The sequence below is a fragment of the Rhodococcus sp. HNM0563 genome (assembly GCF_012726195.1).
Taxonomy (GTDB): domain Bacteria; phylum Actinomycetota; class Actinomycetes; order Mycobacteriales; family Mycobacteriaceae; genus Rhodococcus.
The window spans coordinates 221745-243558 of sequence record NZ_JAASAF010000007.1 but is presented as its reverse complement, the minus strand read 5'-3'; the positions used below and the strand labels follow the sequence as shown (position 1 = coordinate 243558).

The 21814-nt window shown below is 64.9% G+C and carries 20 protein-coding genes; 9 read left to right on the top strand and 11 right to left on the bottom strand.

The features are described from left to right. Position 1: 1 nt before the first annotated feature. Positions 2–817, bottom strand: a complete 816-nt coding sequence (locus HCA61_RS18140; protein ID WP_169689577.1) for an SDR family oxidoreductase — start codon at positions 815–817, stop codon at positions 2–4. A gap of 121 nt (positions 818–938) precedes the next feature. On the opposite strand from HCA61_RS18140, the gene HCA61_RS18135 reads away from it, so the two are divergent. Both HCA61_RS18135 and HCA61_RS18130 read left to right on the top strand, forming a co-directional pair. Next, the gene (locus tag HCA61_RS18135; RefSeq protein ID WP_169689576.1) at positions 939–1631 is read left to right on the top strand and encodes an IclR family transcriptional regulator; all 693 of its coding nucleotides are present in this window, start codon (positions 939–941) and stop codon (positions 1629–1631) included. 90 nt (positions 1632–1721) lie between these two features. After that, on the top strand, positions 1722–3545 hold the full coding sequence (locus HCA61_RS18130; protein ID WP_346777590.1) for an NAD(P)/FAD-dependent oxidoreductase: 1824 nt from the start codon (positions 1722–1724) through the stop codon (positions 3543–3545). Here HCA61_RS18130 and fabG read toward each other — a convergent pair. From fabG to HCA61_RS18110, 4 genes are all read right to left on the bottom strand, one after another. Further along, positions 3514–4272, bottom strand: a complete 759-nt coding sequence (fabG, locus tag HCA61_RS18125; RefSeq protein WP_169689575.1) for a 3-oxoacyl-ACP reductase FabG — start codon at positions 4270–4272, stop codon at positions 3514–3516. The genes HCA61_RS18130 and fabG overlap by 32 nt on opposite strands. A gap of 25 nt (positions 4273–4297) precedes the next feature. Then, positions 4298–5059, bottom strand: a complete 762-nt coding sequence (locus HCA61_RS18120; RefSeq protein WP_169689574.1) for a 3-oxoacyl-ACP reductase family protein — start codon at positions 5057–5059, stop codon at positions 4298–4300. A 148-nt stretch (positions 5060–5207) separates the two neighbouring features. Further along, a complete protein-coding gene (locus HCA61_RS18115) occupies positions 5208–6425 on the bottom strand; it encodes an acetyl-CoA C-acetyltransferase (protein WP_169689573.1) in 1218 nt (405 codons plus the stop codon). Between the two features lie 31 nt (positions 6426–6456). Then, entirely contained in the window at positions 6457–7602 is a 1146-nt protein-coding gene (locus HCA61_RS18110) for an acyl-CoA dehydrogenase family protein (protein WP_169689572.1), read from the bottom strand. A gap of 158 nt (positions 7603–7760) precedes the next feature. On the opposite strand from HCA61_RS18110, the gene HCA61_RS18105 reads away from it, so the two are divergent. Beyond that, on the top strand, positions 7761–8312 hold the full coding sequence (locus HCA61_RS18105) for a TetR/AcrR family transcriptional regulator (protein ID WP_169689659.1): 552 nt from the start codon (positions 7761–7763) through the stop codon (positions 8310–8312). 104 nt (positions 8313–8416) lie between these two features. Here HCA61_RS18105 and HCA61_RS18100 read toward each other — a convergent pair whose 3' ends face one another. Beyond that, on the bottom strand, positions 8417–9751 hold the full coding sequence (locus HCA61_RS18100; RefSeq protein WP_346777589.1) for a 3-hydroxyacyl-CoA dehydrogenase NAD-binding domain-containing protein: 1335 nt from the start codon (positions 9749–9751) through the stop codon (positions 8417–8419). A 265-nt stretch (positions 9752–10016) separates the two neighbouring features. Between HCA61_RS18100 and HCA61_RS18095 the strand changes: the two genes are divergently transcribed. Genes HCA61_RS18095 through HCA61_RS18080 form a run of 4 tightly spaced genes read left to right on the top strand, consistent with a single transcriptional unit; the run spans position 10017 to position 13040 of the window. Next, complete coding sequence (locus HCA61_RS18095; protein WP_169689571.1) at positions 10017–10649, top strand: DUF3558 domain-containing protein; 633 nt, start codon at positions 10017–10019, stop codon at positions 10647–10649. After that, complete coding sequence (locus HCA61_RS18090; protein WP_169689570.1) at positions 10646–10975, top strand: hypothetical protein; 330 nt, start codon at positions 10646–10648, stop codon at positions 10973–10975. The genes HCA61_RS18095 and HCA61_RS18090 overlap by 4 nt, the downstream gene beginning before the upstream one ends. A gap of 2 nt (positions 10976–10977) precedes the next feature. After that, positions 10978–12309 (top strand): hypothetical protein, encoded by a 1332-nt coding sequence (locus HCA61_RS18085; protein WP_169689569.1) that lies wholly within the window; start codon positions 10978–10980, stop codon positions 12307–12309. Positions 12310–12314: 5 nt separating this feature from the next. Next, positions 12315–13040 (top strand): ESX secretion-associated protein EspG, encoded by a 726-nt coding sequence (locus tag HCA61_RS18080; RefSeq protein WP_346777597.1) that lies wholly within the window; start codon positions 12315–12317, stop codon positions 13038–13040. Between the two features lie 6 nt (positions 13041–13046). Here HCA61_RS18080 and HCA61_RS18075 read toward each other — a convergent pair whose 3' ends face one another. The 5 genes from HCA61_RS18075 to HCA61_RS18055 are packed head-to-tail and all read right to left on the bottom strand — an operon-like array spanning position 13047 to position 20026. Then, entirely contained in the window at positions 13047–13931 is an 885-nt protein-coding gene (locus HCA61_RS18075; RefSeq protein ID WP_346777588.1) for an alpha/beta fold hydrolase, read from the bottom strand. Then, the gene (locus HCA61_RS18070) at positions 13928–15583 is read right to left on the bottom strand and encodes an OB-fold domain-containing protein (RefSeq protein WP_169689567.1); all 1656 of its coding nucleotides are present in this window, start codon (positions 15581–15583) and stop codon (positions 13928–13930) included. The genes HCA61_RS18075 and HCA61_RS18070 overlap by 4 nt, the downstream gene beginning before the upstream one ends. Next, entirely contained in the window at positions 15580–17217 is a 1638-nt protein-coding gene (locus tag HCA61_RS18065) for an AMP-binding protein (RefSeq protein ID WP_169689566.1), read from the bottom strand. The genes HCA61_RS18070 and HCA61_RS18065 overlap by 4 nt, the downstream gene beginning before the upstream one ends. Positions 17218–17270: 53 nt before the next feature. Further along, positions 17271–18767, bottom strand: coding sequence for a carboxyl transferase domain-containing protein (locus tag HCA61_RS18060; RefSeq protein WP_169689565.1), 1497 nt, complete (start codon positions 18765–18767; stop codon positions 17271–17273). 20 nt (positions 18768–18787) lie between these two features. Next, on the bottom strand, positions 18788–20026 hold the full coding sequence (locus HCA61_RS18055; RefSeq protein WP_346777587.1) for a cytochrome P450: 1239 nt from the start codon (positions 20024–20026) through the stop codon (positions 18788–18790). 159 nt (positions 20027–20185) lie between these two features. Between HCA61_RS18055 and HCA61_RS18050 the strand changes: the two genes are divergently transcribed. After that, positions 20186–20971 (top strand): coniferyl-alcohol dehydrogenase, encoded by a 786-nt coding sequence (locus HCA61_RS18050; RefSeq protein ID WP_169689563.1) that lies wholly within the window; start codon positions 20186–20188, stop codon positions 20969–20971. Between the two features lie 26 nt (positions 20972–20997). Continuing rightward, positions 20998–21810, top strand: a complete 813-nt coding sequence (locus tag HCA61_RS18045; RefSeq protein WP_169689562.1) for an enoyl-CoA hydratase — start codon at positions 20998–21000, stop codon at positions 21808–21810. Positions 21811–21814 lie beyond the last annotated feature (4 nt).

Sequence of the window (21814 nt, the reverse complement as noted above, 5' to 3'; positions counted from 1 at the left end):
ATCAGGGATTGCGGGGACGGTTGGTCCAGCCGCCGGAGTTGCGGGGCACCCATCCACCGGACGAATGCGTACCGCCGTCGACGTGGATGGTGCCTCCGGTGACGAACCCGGACAGGTCGGAGGCGAGGAACAGCGCAACACCCGCGACGTCCTCGGGCTGCCCGGGACCGCCGAGCGGCGACCAGTTCGGCCACAGCGGCAGGTCTTCCTCGGGCACGAGCGTCGCGTAGGGAACCTGCACGGACTCGATGAGGTCCGGGGCGATCGCGTTGACCCGGATGCCGGCTGGGCCGACCTCGGCCGACAGCGAGCGGGTGAATTGCGTCAACGCAGCGTTGTAGGCGGAGTACACGGTGTGGCCTGGAATCGCACGGTGGGCTTCGACGGTGGTCAGGTTGATGATCGACCCGTGGCCACGTTCGATCATGCCCGGTAGTAGCGCATGGGTCAGTCGCAGGATGTGCGCGAAGTTGATGTCGTGCAGCTCGTCCCACAGCGACGGCGAGTTGGTGGTGAATGCGTGCGGTGGCTGCAGATAGTGGCCGACGTTGTTGACCAGCACGTCCGGCCGGTGCTCGACGAGTTCGGGCGGACACGATCCCTCACACACATCCCACTCGACGGCGGTGATCTCCCCGCCCGCCGCGGTGTCGAACTCGAGCGAACCGACCGGCTCGATGTCCGCAACGAGCACATCGGCGCCGTGGGCGGCGAACGACCTCGCGATCGCAGCGCCGATGCCCGCGGCACCGCCGGTCACGACAGCTCGACGACCCGCCAGCATCGCGCCCGGAGTCATACATGAGGGATTCGGCATGGACGGAGTACACCGCACTTCGCGTCAGGAAGGACAGCTCCGATTCCGGTAAGCGGAAGAATCACCTCTACGCACTCGACGGTGTGTTAACCATGTTCAGGAATGAGGAAGGGAGAGCCGGATGGAGGGACCTACGGGAACTCTGCAGCGTGCAGCCGTGATCCTCGACGTGTTCGAGGGCGCGGACCGCCTGAATCTGTCGCAGATCGTCGCGGCCACCGGGCTCCCGCGCACCTCGGTGCACCGCGCACTCGAACAGCTCGTTGCACTCCGCTGGGTGTATCGCGAGGGCATGAACTACCAGCTGGGAATGCGAATGATCGAGCTCGGCGCGGCGGCTGCACAGCAGAATGCCCTGCGTCGCGCTGCTCTGCCCAGCCTGCGCCAGTTGCATCGGACGACGGGATGCGTCGTCCACCTCGCAGTGCGGGACGGGTCCGAGGCGGTTTATCTCGAGAAGGTCGGTGGCGAGGCGGTCCCGCTGGTTCGGTCACGCGTCGGCGACCGGCTCCCCATAACTTCGTCGACGATCGGCAAGGCATTGCTGGCTCTCGGCGATCCCACCGAGGTGGACTGCCCCGAACTCACGAGAGTGCGTGAACTTCGTCTGGCCTACGACCCGGAACGCTGTGTGAAGGGCTTCAGCTGCGTCGCCGTGCCTATCGGAAAGATCGGCGGAACCGAGGCAGCAGCGCTATCGGTGTTCGGTCCGGCCGACCGCGTACGCGACAAACGAATGATGTCATCCGCGCAGACCGCAGCCGCCGAGACCTGGCGCCGACTCGCTGCAGAGAACCTCGTTTCGAAATACTGAAATTCCTATCGCAATAGTGCGGGAATTTGGCGTAAGGTCCCCGATCACGAAAGTGATGTCGGACATCCCCTGAACGGGAGGCCTTACGCGGTGCCCGAATCGACAACACCACTCGACGTCGACGCCTTACGCGCGAAGTACAGACACGAACGAGATCGACGCATCCGGCCGGAGGGCAATGCGCAGTACCAGCGCGCAGCGGGCAAGTTCGGCTACTACATGCACGACCCGTACACCGAACGTGTCGAGCGCGACCCGCTGACCGACCGCGTCGAGGTACTCGTCATCGGTGGCGGGTTCGGCGGCCTTCTGGCCGGTGCCCGCTTGCGCGAGGCCGGGTTCGAATCCATCCGCATGATGGACGAGGCCGGCGATTTCGGCGGCGCCTGGTACTGGAACCGCTATCCCGGTATCCACTGCGACATCGAGTCGTACGTGTACATGCCTTTGTTGGAAGAGATCGGGTACATCCCGAAATGGCGGTACGCCCCCGGCGAGGAGATCCGGCAGCACGCGGTTGCCATCGCCGAGCACTACAGCCTCTATCGCGATGCCGTCTTCCACACCCGGGCGACCGACTTCACGTGGGACGAAGACGCCGTCGAGTGGACGGTGCGCACCGACCGCGGCGACATCATCCGCGCCCGCTACGTCATCGCATCCTCGGGGACACTCACCCAAGCGAAACTGCCCGGCATTCCCGGTATCGAAGATTTCCGCGGTCACACCTTCCACACCAGCCGTTGGGACTACGCGTACACCGGTGGCGGTCCCGACGGCGGGCTGACCGGGCTCGCCGACAAGCGCGTCGCGGTGGTCGGCACCGGCGCGACCGGCCTCCAGATCGTTCCGCACGTCGCCGAAGGCGCAGAGCATCTGTTCGTGATGCAGCGGACTCCGTCGACCGTGGACGTACGCGACAACCGCCCGACCGATCCCGCGTGGGTGGCCACACTGCAACCCGGTTGGCAACGCGAGCGGATGGACAACTTTCTGGCCATCATCTCCGGGGAGGACACCGCCGAGGACCTCGTCCAGGACGGGTGGACCGCAAACGCCCGCCTTCAACGCAAGATGATGACCGGCGCGCTGGATACCTCCCTCGACCCTGCCGAGCGCGAACGTCGCGACGAGCTGGCCGACTTCGTGACGATGAACAAGATGCGCGCCCGTATCAGGAAGGTCGTCGACGATCCGGCAACCGCGGAAGCGCTCGAGCCCTGGTACCGGTACATGTGTAAGCGCCCCGGTTTCAGCGACCTGTATCTGCCGACGTTCAACCGGCCGAACGTGACGCTCGTGGACACAGCGGACCACGGCGGAATCACCCGGATGACCGAGAACGCAGTCGTGGTGGGCGAGGCGGAGTACGAGGTCGACTGCGTCATCTTCGCCACCGGATTCGAGGTCGGGATCTCGGGCGTGCTGTCCGGCACGCTACCGGTCTACGGGCGAAACGGGAGGACGCTGCTCGAAGCGTGGGCGCGGGGTCCGCGCACATTGCACGGCTTCTACACCCACGGCTTCCCCAACCTGTTCCACTTGGCGTCGATTCAGAATGGGAACTCGGTCAACATCTCTCACGTGCTGCAGGATCAGGCGACCCACATCGCAGCGGTCATCGCGATGGCCGACAAGACCGGTGCGAAGTGGGTGGAGCCGACGGCGGAGGCGGAGCAAGGGTGGTGTGAGACGGTCGCCGAGAACGCGGTCGATAATTCGGCGTTCCTGACCGAGTGCACGCCGGGCTATTACAACGGGGAAGGGACGCGCACGACATCATCGTCGTACGCGCCCGGCCCTGTCGCATTTCATCGTGTGATCTCGCGGTGGCGCGAGGGCGATATGAGCGATGTCCTCGTCCCCGCGACCGACGACGAGGTCAGTCCTTCGGGCCACCGGCAACGTAGATGACCTGACCCGACACGAAGCCTGCGCCTTCGGAGGCGAGGAACGAAGCGGTGTGGGCGATGTCCTCGGGCTCACCGACACGTGCGACGGGGATCTGCGAGGCGGCCGCTGCCTTGTAATCCTCGAACGACGCACCGACGCGCTCGGCGGTCGCGGCGGTCATCTCGGTTGCGATGAAGCCCGGGGCGATCGCGTTTGCGGTGACACCGAACTTGCCCAGCTCGACGGCGAGGGTCTTGGTGAAGCCCTGCATGCCTGCCTTGGCGGCCGAGTAGTTGACCTGGCCGCGGTTGCCCTGCGCCGACGTGCTCGACAGATTGACGATGCGGCCGAACTTGTTGTCCACCATGTACTTCTGGGTGGCGCGCGACATGAGGAAAGCGCCACGCAGGTGAACGCTCATGACGGCGTCCCAGTCTTCGACCGTCATCTTGAACAGCAGGTTGTCGCGCGTGATGCCCGCGTTGTTGATCAGCACGGTGGGTTCGCCCAGCTCCTCGGCGACCTTCTCGACAGCAGCGGCGACGGAGGCTTCGTCTGCGACGTTGGCGCCCACGGCGAGGGCCTTACCGCCGGCGGCCTCGATGGCGGAGACGGTGTCGGCGCACGACGCGGCGTCCAGGTCGAGGACGGCGACCTGCATGCCGTCGGCGGCCAGACGCTTGGCGACTGCAGCACCGATACCGCGTGCGGCTCCGGTGACGATGGCGGTGCGGACTGTTGAGCTCACTGCAAACCTCCGTGAAGTGATGCGGTCAATTGATGGTGAGGCCACCATCGACCACGATGGTCTGGCCGGTGACATACCCGGCCGCCTCGGACACCAGCCACACTGCGGTGGCGGCGATTTCTTCCGGATCGCCGGTGCGACCCAGAACGATGCGCGGCTTCATGCTGTCGAGGTAGCCGGGCAGGTACTCATCCGTCATCTCGGTTTCGAAGAAGCCCGGTGCGATCGCGTTGACGCGGATTCCCTTCCTGGCGCCCCACTGTTGAGCGAGGTCGCGGGTGAGGCCGATGATCGCGGCTTTGCTCGACGCATACGCGGCCTGCGGCAGGCGCGCGGTGGTCAGGCCGAGCACCGAGGAGATGTTGAGGATCGAGCTACCGGGCTGCATGACACGGCCGGCCGCTTGCGCCGCCCAGTACGATCCGTTCAGGTTGATGTCGATGACCCGCCGGAATTCATCGGGGGTTTCCTTGGTGGCAGGCACCGCGGTGCCGATACCTGCGTTGTTGATGAGGACGTCGACCTTGCCGAGCTGCTCGACGGCCACGTCGACCATGCGCTGCGCCTGCTCGGGATCGGCGATGTCGGTCTCGACCGTAACGGCGCGTCGTCCCGCGGCGCGGACGAGTTCTGCGGTCTGCTCGAGCCGGTCGGCGCGGCGCGCCGCGAGAACGACATCGGCGCCCGCTTCGGCGAGAGCTTGTGCGAATGCGACACCGAGACCGGACGATGCGCCGGTGACGATCGCAACGCGGCCGTCGAGGCGGAACCTGTCGAGTACGGACATGCAGTGATCTCCTCGTGTGACGGGGCCTACGTATGTATAGCCCAAGTGAAGTCCGATGACAAAGGCAAAACACAGTTGAAACGCGTTAGGCCGCATGCCTTTTCAGACATGCGGCCTAACGGTGACTTAGCCCGAACCTATGTGTGGATCAGTTCAGGCGCTCGAGCACCATCGCCATACCCTGGCCGCCGCCGACACACATGGTCTCGACGCCGAACTGCTTGTCCTGGGTACGGAGGTTGTTGAGAAGCGTATTCGTGATCCGCGCTCCCGTCATGCCGAACGGGTGGCCGAGCGCGATGGCGCCGCCGGAGACGTTGAGCTTGTCCTCGTCGATCCCGAGCTCACGAGCCGATCCGAGCACCTGCACGGCGAACGCCTCGTTGATCTCGAACAGATCGATATCGGAGACGCCCATGCCGGCAATTGCGAGAGCCTTCTTGGTGGCCTCGATGGGACCGAGACCCATGATCTCGGGAGACAGTCCCGATACACCGGTCGACACGATCCGCGCGAGCGGCGTCAGACCCAGCGCCTTGGCCTTGGTGTCGGACATGATCACCAGCGCCGCAGCGCCGTCGTTGAGCGGGCACGCGTTGCCTGCGGTGACGGTGCCGTCGGGACGGAACACCGGCTTGAGCTGGCTGACGGCCTCGTAGGTGGTGCCGGGGCGCGGACCGTCGTCGGTGGACACCACGGTGCCGTCGGCGAGCGTGACCGGGGTGATCTCCCGCTCGAAGAAGCCCGACTTGATGGCTTCCTCGGCGCGGTTGTGTGAGCGCACACCCCAGCGGTCCTGGTCTTCACGGGAGATGCCGGTGAAGGAGGCGACGTTCTCCGCGGTCTGGCCCATCGCGAGGTACACGTCGGGGATCAGGCCTTCTGCACGCGGATCGGTCCACGCCGTGCCACCCTCGGCGAGCTTGGCGCTGCGCGCCTGTGCGTCGTCGAAGAGCGGGTTCTTCGTGTCGGGCAGGCCATCGGCGTTGCCGGTGACGAAGCTCGACACGGACTCGACACCTGCGGAGATGAACACGTCACCCTCGCCCGCCTTGATCGCGTGCAGCGCCATCCGGGTGGTCTGCAGCGACGACGAGCAGTACCGGTTGACGGTGACGCCGGGCAGGAAGTCGTAACCGAGCTGGACTGCGACGACGCGAGCGATGTTGAAGCCCGACTGGCCGGCGGGCTGACCACAGCCGAGCATGATGTCGTCGATCTCGGTGGGGTCGAGCTCGGGGACCTTCGCCAGCGCGGCGGCCACCATCTGCGTCGCCAGATCGTCCGGGCGGACCGTCTTGAGCGAGCCCTTCATTGCGCGCCCGATGGGCGAGCGGACGGCGGATACGATCACAGCTTCGGGCATGACATGCTCCTCGTTGGTTGTCGTTACCGGGCTACAGGCCCAGGTCGCGGCCGATCAGTTCCTTCATGATCTCGTTGGTCCCCGCCCAGATCTTCGTCACGCGAGCGTCCTTCCAAGCGCGGGCCACACGATATTCGTTCATGAAACCGTAGCCGCCGTGGATCTGCACGCACGCATCCAATACCTCTGACTGGGATTGTGCACTCCACCACTTCGCCTTCGCGGCATCCACCGCAGTCAGCTCGCCGTCGGCGTGGGCCTCGACAGCCTGGTCGACGTAGGCCTCCGCGACCTCGATCTTCGTCACGAGCTCGGCAAGCAGGAATTTGTTGTACTGCATGGTGCCGATGGCCTTGCCGAACGCCTTACGTTCCTTCGCGTACTCGATGGTCTCGAGCAGGATCTGCTTGGCGTGATGCACGTTGTTGACCGCGGAGCCGAGCCGTTCCTGCGGCAGCAGTTTCATCATCGAGATGAAACCCATGCCTTCTTCGCCGAGCATGTTGGCCTGCGGGACGCGCACGTTCTCGAAGAACAGTTCTGCGGTGTCGGCCTCGGGCTGACCGACCTTGTCGAGCTTGCGACCGTTTTCGAAGCCCTCCATCCCACGCTCGACGACGAGCAGCGAGATGCCCTTCGCACCCTTGCTCGGATCGGTGCGGGCGGCCACGACAACGAGATCGCAGTTGTAACCGTTGGTGATGAAGGTCTTCGCGCCGTTGAGGATCCAGTCGTCACCGTCGCGCACCGCAGTCGTCTTGAGGTTCGCGAGGTCGGAACCGCCCGACGGCTCCGTCATGCCGATCGCGCAGATGAGTTCACCGGTCGCGCACTTGGGCAGCCAGCGTTCGCGCTGCTCGTCGTTACCGAGATGAACGATGTACGGGACGGTGATGTCGGAGTGGATGCCGATCGACGACGACAACGCCATGTTCGCGCGCGCCATCTCCTCGGCGACGACCGCGTTGAACCGGTAGTCGCCGGCTTCGCTGCCGCCGAAGCGCTCGGGGATCTCGAGCCCGAGGATGCCGGCCTTACCTGCCTCGATCCAGATGTCGCGCGGGATCTCGTGCCGCTCGATGAGCTCCTCAGCGCGGGAGAGTACGAACCGATTCACGAACTCGCGAACGGACTCGCGGAACGCCTCGTGGTCGGGGCCGTACAGGGTGCGTCGCATTCAACTGCTCCTCATAGATAAGCGCTCGCTTAGATTCTAAGCGCTCGCTTATTAAACGTCGCTGTGGTTTGCTTGTCAACCACAGATGAAAGGAGGCCGGACCCACCGTGAGCGCACCCGAGAACACCGTGATCAGTAGCTCCAAGGCCGCCGCGCGCATGCGGGAGGCCGCGATCGAGGCGTTCGCGGAGAACGGCTACGGCAGCACCACTACTCGGCAGATCGCTGCGCGCCTCGGCATGAGCCCGGCCGCGATGTACCCGCACTACCGGTCGAAAGAAGAGCTTCTCTACGCCATCGCATACGAGGGCCACGACCTTGCACTACGGGTCGTGCGCGACGCCGACCTCCCCGACGCCGACCCCATCGCGCGTCTCATCTCGATCATCCGGCGCTTCGTGGAGTGGCAAGCCCAGAACCATCGACGCGCCCGCGTCATCCAGTACGAGCTGACCGCGCTCGAACCCGACCACTATCGCGCCATCACCGGCCTGCGGCGCGACACCACCAAGGTGGTCCGCGACGTCGTCGACCTCGGCATCGAGTCGGGCCAGTTCACGGTGCCCGACGCCGAGGGCGTCACCCTCGCACTCATGTCGCTGTGCGTCGACATCTGCCGCTGGTACCCGTCCGGTCGCTACAACGAACCCGACACCCTCAGTACGCTCTACGCCGACCTCTCATTACGCCTGGTCGGGGCGGTTCACTGACCTCCGGTCGCGGCGTGCAGCAGACCCACGACAGACAATCAGCGCAAAAGCCGACCTCAGGGTGCTCATACACCCTGAGGTCGGCGAGATCGAGGTCGGCTCGGTCAGCGTCCGGCAGAGCAGGTGGAGTGCCCACCTTCGGCGCGATCCACCAGCGTCGACGCCGGTGTCCACACCCGACCGTGGACCTTCTCGAACTCACGGATCTTGCCCAGCACGACGTCGAGGCCGACCGTCTCGGCGTAGTGCATCGGGCCACCGCGACGCTTGGGGAATCCGTAACCGTTGGTGTAGACGACGTCGATGTCGGATGCCCGCTGCGCGATACCTTCACCGAGCAACGCCGCGCCTTCGTTGACCAACGCGAGGATGCAGCGGTCGACGATTTCCTCGTCGGTGATGGTGCGACGTTCGATACCGTCCTCTTCCGCGCACTTACGAATGATCTCCTCGACGGCCGGGTCGGGAATCGGTGTCCGACTCCCCTCTTCGTACTTGTAGTAACCGGATCCCGTCTTCTGACCGAAACGCCCTGCCTCGCAGAGGGTATCGGCTACGCGCGAGTAGCGCAGATCCTTCGGCCGGGTCGGGGCGAGCCGCTTGCGCGCGGCCCACGAGATGTCGTTGCCCGCGAGGTCGGCCATGGCGAACGGCCCCATCGCGAGTCCGAATGCCTTCAACGCTGCGTCCACCTGTTGCGGGGTCGCGCCTTCCTCGAGCAGGAAGTCGGCTTCGCGCCGGTACGGGGTGAGCATGCGGTTGCCGATGAATCCTTCGCAGACCTTCGCGAGCACCGGGACTTTGCCGATCGTCTGTGCCAGCGCCATGGAAGTCACGACAACATCGTCGGCGGTGACATCACCGCGCACGACCTCGACGAGCTTCATGACATGTGCCGGGCTGAAGAAGTGCAACCCGATCACGTCCTGCGGACGTGACGTGCTGCGCGCGATCTCGTCGAGATCGAGCCGGGACGTGTTCGACGCAAGAATCGCCCCGGCCTTGCACAGCCCGTCGAGTTTCCCGAACACCTCCTTCTTGACACCCATGTCCTCGAAGACGGCTTCGATGACGAGGTCTGCGTCGGAGGCCGCCGCGAAGTCGAGGTGCGGTTCGATCAGTGCCACACGCTCCTGTGCCTGTTCAGCGGTGATCTTGCCCTTGGACGCCGACGACTCGTAGTTCTTGCGAACCGTGTTGATCCCCCGGTCCAGCGCCTCGGAGCTCTGCTCGATCAACGCGACCGACAAGCCTCCGTTGGCAAACGCCATGGCGATACCCGAGCCCATGGTGCCCGCGCCGATCACGGCGACGCGCTTGATCGGGCGCGGCGTCACCGAATCGGGAATGTCGGCGACCTTGGACGCGTCCGCGACAGCGGTGGCCAAATACCGCTCGGCGGCGGATTCCGGGCTGTCGGTAGAGGTGGGAGTACTCACGAGCCGCACTTCCTCTGAGGTCGGGGCACAAGGTGCCGTGATCGGTGGTCACCCAATTGTCTGCCGGATGGATGGACAGCCAATTGTGATACAGGTCCCAATACCCCGCCACTTTCCTCACGTTGTCCGGATTGCCACGGGTCGTGAGGCAACGGGAACCCGGACGACCGGGCGAAAGTTTCGCAGTGAAGGCACTCGCTCGGTCGCGTGCCCGGATCTGCGTTAATATCTGCCCGACCGGACGGATCGGGGGGGATCCTTGGCAATGGCGTATCCACGTCTTCTCGGTGCCGCAAGGGTGGGGGCGGTGCTCATCACCGCGGGCGTCGTGCTCAGCGGCTGCACCGCGAGCGAGGCCACGGTGGCCGCAGCCGAAGACACAACGACAACCCCGACGACCCGCGCACCACGTATCACCGACGACTCGGGCAGGCCCGCCATCACCTTCGACCCGTGCCTCGACATCCCCGACGATTTCCTCGCCGAAGCCGGCTACGATCCGCGCACCGAAGACGTATCCGACTACCGGATGGAGCAATACACATTCATGGCGTGCTCCTACCGGGCACCAATGAATATTCCAGGGGTGATCCGCTCCTACGGACTCAACATCCTCTCCGGAAACGTCAGTATCGACGAGGAACTCGCCAAAGTCGGCGACATCGCCAGCGAAACAACGGTCAACGGACGCCGAGCCCTACTGGAATACGACCCGAAGCCGGACAACACCTGCGCCCTCACGCTGGAGACCGACTTCGGCATCGTCATCTTCAGCCGTCTCTACCATGCCGATCACACCCGCACCCTCACCTATAACGAACGCTGCGGTGGCCTGGCCGACACCGTCGCGCTGTTGGAGCCGTTCATCGAGAACAACCCCGGAAAGAAGCCGCAGTGAGCGAATTCGTCCGCCTCGAGCCACACGTCATCGACGAGATCCTCGCGATATGCGACACCGTAATCGCAGAACTCGACAAGGCATCCCGGATCGCGGACGGACTCGGCCGAGCCGAAGGATTCGGCGAGTTCGAATCCGCCAAACAACTCGCCGCCGGCTTCGCCCGCAAAGGCGCAGGCACACCCGAGTCGGCAAAAGAGCGCGTCGACCAATTCATCGTTGCCTTCACCCAGTTACGCGACGCATTCGCCTCCGGTGGCGAAGCCTTTCTCGAGGCAGAGTTCGACTGGGTCCGCCAGCTCGCCTCCATCGAACAGGAGTTGTGACGATGTCCGACAACGACAATCCGATCAGCGAACTCCTCACCCCGCTACTGGGCACCGTGCCACCGGAGTCGGTCACGCGTCGCCAAGCCCGCCACGACGAACTGGCAGGACGGGTCGGCGGCGGCGTCGATCCCGATTACATCGCGCAGTTCGAGAATTTCCACGGCATGGAGCACTCGGAGATCTATCAGCTCAGCCAGACGATCAGTCCACTCGCGATGTCCACACTCGCGAACGAATGGAGGGATCTCGGAACGGTATTCAGCTTCACGGTCGCCATGGCCACCGCGATGATCCGCGACAAGATCGCCCAGCATTGGGAAGGGGGCGCTGCGGAAGCCGCATCGTCGGCGACGGAATTGTTCGGCACATCTGCACAGCGGCTGAGCGATGCGTCGCTCGCCGTGTCGCAGAAGCTCGAGATCGCTTCGGATGTGGGTGCACGAGTGAAGTCGTCGGTCACTCCCCCGTCGACCTCTCTCCCGTTGCCGATGGACGTGCTCAGCCCCGTCGCAGCGGCAGATAGGGAGCGTCAGCAGGAGGCCGCACGGCAGCAGGCGATTCGCATCATGGAATCGCTCTACAAGCCGTACTACCGCGATTCCGGATCTGCGGTTCCCGTTCTACCTCCACCCCAGGACACCGCCGGCTCCGGCTCCGCAAGCGCGGTCACAGTGGGGTCCGGGAACCCCTCGGCAGCCGGCACCGGTGCCTCGTCGTCGTCCGACCGGCCCTGGCCGGCGAATGTTCAACAGCCCGGATCCACGGTGACCGCGAACGGCAACAATACGACCGACAGTTCAGAGACCGACAGTTCCCGAAATACTCAGCAGCACTCTGGCGGATCCGAGGCGTCAGGAGCACCGCAATCCGAATCGGCTCGCACCTCACCGACCTCGACGACCTCGACATCGACGCTTCCCGGCAACACAACCGCGCAACCGTATGGTTCGTCGGCTACCGGCGCCGGACTGCCCGGAAGCGGCGGCTACGGCAGTAGCGGCGGCGGTAGCGGTAGCGGTAGCGGTAGCGGCGTGACCGGAACTGGTGGTGGGGGTGGTTCTGCGCTCGGCCCCGGCGCTGTCGGTGGCGTCGGTGGCGTCGGTGCGGCCGCCGCCTCGGCACCTTCCGCCGCCCAGCAGGGAGCAGCCGCTGCCCGCCCCGGTTCGATGCGCCCGATGGGTATGTATCCCGGCATGATGTCCGGTCAACAGCGCGGCAACGACGAAGAACAGAGGGTCGCGAGTTATCTCGTCACCAACGATCACGGCAACGAACTGATCGGGTCGCTTCCCGACACCGCCCCGCCCGTCCTAGGAGTTGATCCGCTTTGACCTGGGTGGTCACGCCCGACCGTTTCCTGTCGCTCTGGACGACTGCGGGGAGCGACGAGTTCCCCTTTCCGCTGCGCTACCGATCGACCTCGGTGTGGGAGGACGAACACGACGCCGATCTGCGCGCCGCGCACGAGTGGCGGCGGGAACTGTCCGATCCACGACTCGAGCACGCGATCCGCATCCTGCACGCGGGTGAAGTCGCAGTCGAGGTCTACGGCAATGCAACCACCGGCGACATCCGAGTGCGCGGTGGAGCCGAGGGCGCATTCGCCGTCGTCGCACGCCAGCACGCCTCCGGCGACATCCAGATCATCCCGATCCGGTCGGACACACTCGTGCGCGCCGTCATCGCACAGATCCCGGATGCGCCATGCGGACGCGAGAAGGCTCGAGCAGCGTCGATGCGCGAACTCACCGAACCCAGCAGCACCACATCCGTGAGGGAGCAAATCGGCGAGAACGAACCGCGGGCGCTGCGCCGCCTCCTTCTCCGCGACCGTTCCGGTGCGGGCAGCATCCGGATCCTTGCCCCGAATACTCACGGCCGCTTCACGACCGAAGCGGATATCGGCTGGTTCGATGTCGTCGACGACGGTCGTTACATGTTCATGCCGGGCGCAGACATGCGAGTGATGCCCGCTACCAACGACATTCTGTGCGACGAACTCACCCGTCGGATCGGCCGGGCGCGCACCCACCGAGGACAGGACGCACCGACCCCCTGGTGACGGGCGCTATCCGCGTGCTGCACATTCTTCGGCGAACGCCACCACACCACGGTGATACTCGGCCGCCGCGAACCCCACACTCATGTTGTGCCCGCTGCCGGTCTGCCGATACTCGACGAATCTTGGAGTCGCGACGAATGCTGCCCTGATCTCTCCGCGTACCGCAATGTCGGTGTCCCACACTCGTTCGTGTTCGGCGTAGGTGAGCCGCACCGGAATCCGGACCGCCGGAGCGAGGCGCATGAAATCGCGGGGCCATTCGGCCGCCACCACCGTCTCGTAGCGCGGAGTGATGCACGTGAGACTTCGCCCGCCACGGACCTCCGGCGGATACAGCTCTTCCGGATACCACAGCAGATCTCGGATGGCTCCGCGGTTGCGCGTGGTCCGCATCCGCTTGATGATCTCGAGCGCTTCGCGTTGCTTACGTGTGCCGGTGCCCGCGAGTTCGACACCGAGCAGCGACGCACCACGCGGGTCCGCGGCCATCCGGAGACCGAGGTCGCAGCCCGCCGAGTGAGCAAGAAGGAAGACACCGGCTCCGCGCGAACAACCCTCGAGCAGCGCGTCCACAGCACCGTAGGCGGCGTCGACACGGCTGTCGGGATCGTCGAACCGCTCCTGGCATTCGAACGAGTCTGCGTAGCCCGGGCGATCGATCGCGATTGCGGTGAATCCGAGCGCTGCCGCCGTGCGGAGCAGCGACAACTCGGGTCGACCCTCCAGGTCGAAGTATCGCGAGGTCGTGGCGCCGCCGTGAAGCGCGACGATGACTCCTCGCGGTTGTTCGACATACGAGCACAGTGCCGAGATCGGAACCCCGTCCACGTCTACTGTGCGAACAACCACCGCGCCGATGTCGTCGATCTCGCCGACGTCTGCGGCATTCACCGGTCTGCTCTCAGCAACATGACACCGCTGGGTGTCAGGCCTCCGCTGCTCACCACCGCGACACGTGCACCGGCAACCTGCCGTGCGCCCCCGTGCCCCCGCATCTGTGTGATCGCCTCGTGTACGAGCCCCATTCCGTGGGTGCGTCCGTGCGAGAGCTGACCTCCGTGGGTGTTCAATGGCAACCTTCCGTCGAGCGCGATGTTCGTTCCCCTGTCCAGGAAGTCTCTGGCTCCCCCGATGTCGCAGAATCCCAATGCCTCGATCCACGACAGGCAGTTGAAGGTGAATCCGTCGTAGAGTTCCGCGACGTCGACGTCGTCGGGACGCAGTGTGGTGCGGCTCCACATGTGCGCGGCCTGCCCGAGAACCTGAGGTTCGTGGGTGAGTGTGCTCTGGTCCCAGTCGAGCCGCTCGAGTATCTGTGTACCGACCGCTTCGACGAAGACCGGCGGTTGGGCGAGGTCACGCGCGGTGTCGCGGGCCGAGACGATGACCGCCACCGCGCCGTCGCAAGGCACGTCGCAGTCGTAGAGACCGAACGGCGTCGTGATCGGGCGGGCGCCCAGGTAGTCATCCATCGTGAGGGGATCGCGGTAGATCGCCTCTGCTGTCCGGGCGGCATTCGCACGTTGATTGAGCGCTATCCAGCCGAGCGTTTCGCGATCTGTCCCGTATCGATGGAAATGGCGCTGCGCGGTCTGGGCCAGCAGGTGTGCGGCCGACACCGCGCCGAACGGCGCGAACCACTCGTCCGACAGCGCTCCACCCGGCGCCGTGCGACCCGTACGCACGAGTTCGCTGTAGGTCGATTCCCACACCGTCCGGAAACACAAGACATGCCGCACGAGACCCGATGCCACCGCGAGCATCGCTGCGATCACCGATCCGCCAGGGCCGAACGTCTCCGCTGCGCCGTTGTGCCAGGTGGGTTCCAGTCCGAGTGCCGATTCGACCGCGGTGACCCCGCCTTCGGTGAACGGGCCGAGCGACCCAGCGCCCGGGTAGGTGGACAGTCCGTCGATGTCGTCGACGGTGAGACCCGCGTCGTCGATCGCGGCGCGGCAGGCATCGACGGTCAGCGACAACGGATCGGCCATGAGCCGACGGCCGAGGCGCGACATCCCGATTCCGGTGAGTGCGACCCGGTCCTCGAACTTGTCGGGACACGTCATCGGTCGAACCTTGCGTCGGAGCGCATCGACGTCCGGGTCGCTCACGGGCAACTCGGCGATCTCGCCGCACTCGGCCGGACGGAACAGCGGAAGCCACACGTCCTCGGCCCGTTCGAAGACCACTTCCATCCGCATTCCGAGCACAAGGGCATCGGCGTCGCAATCCACTGTGTTGGTGGTCAACCGCACGCGTGGATCGTCTTCGAGGGCCACCTGCGCAACGACATACGGTGGGGGCATTCCGGGTGGAGCGAAGCGATGATTGACAGTGAAACCCACGAGGGTCGCGAATCCCGACACGACGCGGATTCCCATGTCGTTGCCGTGGCAGTACCGGCAGACCGGGCGCGGTGGATGGATCAGCGCAGAGCAGCCTCGACATTCCTGGATCCGCAGGCTGCCGTCTGCACCGGATACCCAGAAGAACTCGGTTTCCGGAGATACCTCCGGACCCGGCCGAGTGGTCGGTGCGTTCACGACAGCACCGCTCCTCGAGCCTGCACTTGCTGAGCGGCCCAACGATAGTCCGGCTTCCCGTTGCCGAGTCGCTGTATCGAGGGAACGAACATGAACTGCTTCGGAATCTTGTACCTCGCGAGCGATTCTGCGCATGCGCTCTTCAACTCTTCTGTGGGGCACTGTGCCTCGTCCGCCGCGTGCACCAGCGCGACGACTTCTTGTCCCCACCGCTCGCTGGCGCGCCCGACCACCAGGGCGTCGATCACGGTCGGATGTGCCCGCAGGACTTCCTCGACCTCTTCGACGAAGACCTTCTCACCGCCGGTATTGATCACGAGAGAGTCCCTGCCGAGCAGTCGAAGCGACCCGTCGTCCGCGAGCCTCACGCGGTCGCCCGGTATCGCCATCCGCACGCCGTCGACCACGGGGAAGGTGCGGTCCGTCGCTTCTCGGTCGCGGAAGTATCCGAGGGGGACGCGGCCCGAACGGGCAGCCCATCCGATCTCGTCGTCGCCCGGCTTCAACAATCGGGTACGATCGTGCGACACCGCCGAACCCCCGGGCATCGGGGCGAACGTGTCGACCTCGGCACCGCGGCTGCTCCGCCCGAATCCCATACCACCGGTCTCGGTCGATCCGTATCCTTCGACGATCGTCGCGTGCGGGAGCAATTCGAGGAATGCCTTCCGGTGGACGGCATTCGTTGCGGCTCCACCACTCGCGATGACCATCAGAGAATCGAAGTTGTGTCTGCGCTTGCGCATTTCGTCAACGAGGGGTCCGGCATACGCGTCGCCGACGATGGTCATCAGCAGTACCTTCTCCTTCTCGACGATTTCCAGGGCCGACCGCGCGTCGAACGCACCTCGATCGTCGTAGAGCACGACGGTCTGGCCCGCCAGCAGTCCCGAGAACGCGGTCCAAGTCCCAGCCGCGTGCGACAGCGGCGAAGCGGCAAACCAACTCTGGCCTGTCAGTGCGGTGAGTGCCTTGATCGGCTCGGCCGATTCGTGGTCGGAACCGTTCATCGACGACACGTACGCGTCGCCCTGTCGCCAGAGCACTGCCTTCGGACGGCCCGTGGTGCCGCCGGTGCACATCATCAGCAGGTCGTCGGGCGATCCTGCGATCCTTCGGTGCGGGTCGCCCTGCGCGACGGCGTCGTCGAACGAGACGGCACCGTGCAGCTCGGGAGTGTCGGTGCCGTCGTCGACCGACACCAGCAGCTCTACACTGCCCTTCAGTTCTGCACTGCCGTCGACTACTTCGGCAAGCGCCGGACCGAACGACCGGTGATAGACGATTCCCCGTGGCGCAATGTATTCGAGGAGACCGCGGATTTCCTGCGAGGTGTAGCGAGGGTTGATGTTGACCGGTACGACCCGTGCTTTGAGGCAACCGATGAGCACATCGGGGTAAAGATCGTTGTACATGAGCATGGCGACGCGATCCTGGCCGCACTCCCAACGCTCGAGCCTGTCACTGGCTGTGTGGGCCCCGAATCCGCGTTCGGCGAGGAAATTCCCGAACTGTCGGGTGCGCAGGGCGGATTCGCCGAAGGTGCTCCTTCGACTCCCGCAAACGGTCATGGTCCGGTCGGGTACTGCATCTGCGACGGCGTCGAAGACTTCGCCGAGAGTCCATTCTGTCAACGCATTTCTCCTCGTGGCACTGTAGATCAGCGAGAGTCGGTCGGCAGCGAAGATCAAGGGATGATCGCGCAGCGGCTGACGGGTTCCGCCACTGCTTGTCGTGCATAGATTCCCCGCTGCAGCGATGTGAGCAGGGCGTTGCGCGTCTCCTCGGGACTGATGAGTTCGTCGAAACCCATATGCTCCGCGGAACGATAGGACGCCTCGAGTTCCATTTCTCGAAGGGACGCCGCGAGGCCGTCATCCGCGTGCGACGCACCGCTGAGAGCATCGGCGCTCATCGCACCCATCGTCGCGCCGGGGTAGGCGTACGCGGCGACCTGGCCGTCGAAACCGATCAGCGACATCACCATGGACCCGAATCCGTACGCCTTCCTCAGGGTCACATGCATTTTCATCGTGGTGGCGGTGGTTTGTGCCACGAACATGCGGGCACCACTGCGCAGCACGCCGTCGCGTTCGGATTCACTGCCCGGCAACATCCCCGGATTGTCAGCGAGGAACACGAGCGGCAGGTGGAAGGCATCGGCGACCGAGATGAAATGGGCTGCCTTGTCGGCCGCGTCGGAATCGATCGAACCTGCGATCACCTGCGGCTGATTCGCGACGACCGCCACCGGGTGCCCTCCCAAATGCGCCAACGCGCAGATGATGGCCCGTCCGAAATCGGGTTGCACCTCGAACCAGTCCTTCGTGTCGACCACCGCGTCGATCACGGCTCTCATGTCGTAGGTGCTGCGGTTGTCGCGGGAGATGATGTCGAGAAGCTCGGGAGTGTCGCGCGGCTCGGAGAACTCGTCGGGCTCGGTGGAGATGGGGTACGACCACGCGCTCGGCGGGAAATACGACAGGTAGCGGCGGATCTCGTCGAGCACCTCTTCGTCGGTGTCGGCCACGTTGTGGATCAGTCCGCTGGCCACGGCCACATCGGGACCGCCGAGATCCTCTTTCGAGACATCCTCCCCGGTAGATACTTTCACGACCGGAGGGCCGGCGGTGAAGATCGCGCCCTGACGGCTCATGATGGCGAAGTCCGAGACGGGTGCGATGAGCGCGCCGTGCCCGGCAGAAGGACCCAGAACGGCGGTGACCACCGGCACCTTCCCCGAGCACTGCGCCTGTGCGAGCAGATCGGTCGGGGTTCTGCCGTAGTGATCTCCGGTGGGGCGAAACCCGGCGCCTTCGAGGAGCATGATGAGTGGAACTTTGTTCCGGACAGCCAGTTCCGCCAGTCGGTAGCGTTTGGAATTGCTACCGGGCGAGATCGTGCCGGCCAGCGTGGTGAAGTCCTCGGCCCCGACCATCACCGGCATTCCGTGGATGAGTCCCGAACCGGCGACGATGGCGTCGGCGGCGATCTCACCGCCGACCAGCGTGCCGAACTCGTGGAAGCTGCCCTTGTCGAGCAGGTGATCGATCCGAGCACGAGCATCGAGTTTTCCTTTGCCGCGATGCTTCGCCACTCGCTCCGGGCCGCCCATTCCGTGCGCGTGTGTCCTGCGCCGGGATAGGTCCTCGAGGGTGTCGTCCCAGATCCGCGCCTGTCTCATGTGAGGTCCTTCGGATGTCGTCATGTGGCCGTCGAGTAACGGATCGGCAGGTGCTTGAGCCCGCCGACGAAAGTAGTTGCGGTCAGTTCGGGCTCGCCTGCGAGTTCGATCGATCCGAGGCGGGGCAGCAATTCGGCAAAGAACTTCTTCATCTCCATCCGTGCCAGGCCCGCGCCCAGGCAGAAGTGCACACCGAACCCGAACGCGACATGGTTGTTCGGGTCGCGCCGGATGTCGAATGTGAAGGGATCGTCGAAGACGGCTTCGTCGCGGTTGGCCGAGGCGTAGGACAGCAGAAGGGAATCACCCGCCGCAATGCGAACACCTCGGATCTCGGTATCTTCGGCCGCGGTGCGCATGAATGCCTTGACGGGCGTGACCCAGCGGATCATCTCCTCCACCGCGTGCGGCAGCAGGTCGAGGTCGGTGCTCAGCGCCCGACGTTGGTCTGGATTGTCGATCAGTGCATGAAGACCCCCGGAGATGGAACTGCTGGTGGTGTCGTGGCCTGCGGTCGCGATGATCGTGTAGTACGACATGGTGTCGATGTCGGAGAGCGGTTCGCCGTCGATACGCGCGTTCGCGATCGCGGACGCCATGTCGTCGGTGGGGTTCTCGCGCCGGGATGCCGTGAGAGCGCTGAAGTACTCGAACATCTCGAGGAGCGCGTTCATGGTTTCGTCCGCGGGCTCGGTGCGCTTCAGCTCGTCGTCGTCGCTCCCCACAAGCTCCTGCGTGAGGCGCAGCATTCGGGGAAAGTCGGATTCGGGCACCCCGAGCAGCGACATGATGACGTAGAGGGGGAAGTTCACCGCGACCTCGGATACGAAGTCGCATTCGCCACCGGCCGCGAGCATCCGATCGACGTGATGCTTCGCGAGTTCCTCGATTCGAACCTCCATGGCTTTCATGGCCTTCGGGCGAAACCAATCTGTTGCGATCGAACGAAGCACACGATGTTGCGCACCGTCGAGATGAATGAGGGTGCGAACACCGACCGCGGCCTGCATATCGTCGGACTCGGCTGTCATGAGCACCGGGCGGGGCCAGTTGGTGAAGAGTGTGTTCTCGCGTTCGACGGCCATGATGTCGGCGTGTTTGAGGAGGGCCCAGAACGGCCGATAGGACGGCGCCTGTACCCGAACCACCGGCTCCGTCGCGCGGGCCTCTGCAAGTACCGCATGCAGGTGGCTCTCGTCTTTGTATGCGGCCGGGTCCGCCAGGACCTCGGCACCTTCTCCGACGATTCGCTGGTTCACGAACGATGCTCCGTTCCCGCGCATTGAGGCGGCGTTTTCATCGACGCCGCAGGCCGTCGAACCCTGGCCTTCTTGCCCCAGAGTGATTTATAGTGTGCCTTACTGTCAAGCATTCTATATAGCTTTCGTCGGGTTGTTCCCGGAAAGGCGTGCAGCCACATGGCAACTGATCAGCGCAGGATCGTCGTCGTCGGAGCCGGGTCGGGAATCGGTGCCGCCACCGCCGCACATTTCCACGAACGGGGCGACCACGTACTCGCCGTCGATCTCCGACCGGACGGTGCAGCCGCATCGGACCATGCACAGCTCGACCTACGTGATGCGACACAGATCGAGACACTGCTCGGCACGATCGGAGGAGACTGGGATCTGCTCGCCTACGTCGCCGGAGTGCCCGGAACCGCACCCGCTGCCGACGTATTGAAAGTCAACTACCTCGGTATGCGACTGTTCGTCGAAGGCATGCTGCCGCTGCTACGCGAAGGTGGATCCGTCGTCACCGTCGCATCGGTCGCGGCACTCGGCTGGCAGGACCGCCTGAACGAACTCACCGGGCTCCTCGAAGCGACCGACAGCGAAAGCGTCGAACGCTGGCAGGCAGAGCAGGATCCGAACTACCCCGTGTACAGCACCTCGAAGCAGGCGGCGATCATCTACGCAAAGCGTCTCGCCCCCGCTGCGTGGCAGAAGTACGGAGTCCGGGTGAACACCGTGAGCCCGGGGCCCACCGAAACCCCCATACTCGGCGACTTCGAGGAATCGATGGGCAAAGATGTTCTCGACTCGGTGAAAGCCACCATCGGCCGTCACGCCACCGTCACCGACATCGTGCCGGTCATCGCGTTCCTCGGGTCACCGGCGGCGCGGTGGGTGAACGGTCAGGACATCCATGTCGACGGCGGGTTCGTCGCCCCGCTCACCGTCGGCGCACCGATCCAACTCTGACCACTCTTCGACATCCCGAGGTGACCATGCCCGACAACGCCGTGAGCTCCCCCGGACCGCTCCTCGCCGAACAGCACGCCGGCATCCTGACACTCACTCTCAACCGACCCGAACGGAAGAATGCGATCACGCCCGAGGTGTGGGCGCGTCTCCGCGACCGTCTCCGCGAAGTGAGCGCGAGCAACGAGGTCCGCGCAGTGGTACTCACCGGTGCAGGCAGCACGTTCTGCAGCGGCGCCGACATCGCCGACACCGCGGGCATGGACGAGTTCCCCGACCCGTCCGATCTGATCGACACCATCAACGACACCATCCGCCTACTCCACGAACTTCCGGTACCAACCGTCGCGAAGGTACGCGGGGCCGCAGTCGGGGCAGGCTGGAACCTCAGTCTCGCATGCGACCTCGTGGTGGCCGCGTCGGATGCGCGGTTCTCCCAGATCTTCGCGCGACGCGCGTTGTCGCTGGACACGGGCGGGTCGTGGCTGCTTCCACGCCTCATCGGACTTCAGCAGGCGAAACGGCTGACCCTCCTGGCCGAGATGATCGGAGCCGACGAAGCGCATTCACTCGGCCTCGTCACGTGGGTGACACCGCCCGACTCGCTCGACGAGTTCACCAACGACCTCGCGACAAGGCTCGCAGCCGGGCCCCCGCTCGCACTTGCACAAACCAAAGACCTGCTCAACCGCGGACTCGACAGGTCGCTGCCCGAAGCGCTCGAGTACGAATCACGAGCGCAGTCGGCGAACCTACAGGGTCCTGATGTATTGGAGGCTTTCGCCGCATTTGCGGAGAAGCGCAATCCCGACTACACCCGCGCCGCGGCCACGCGGTGAGTTC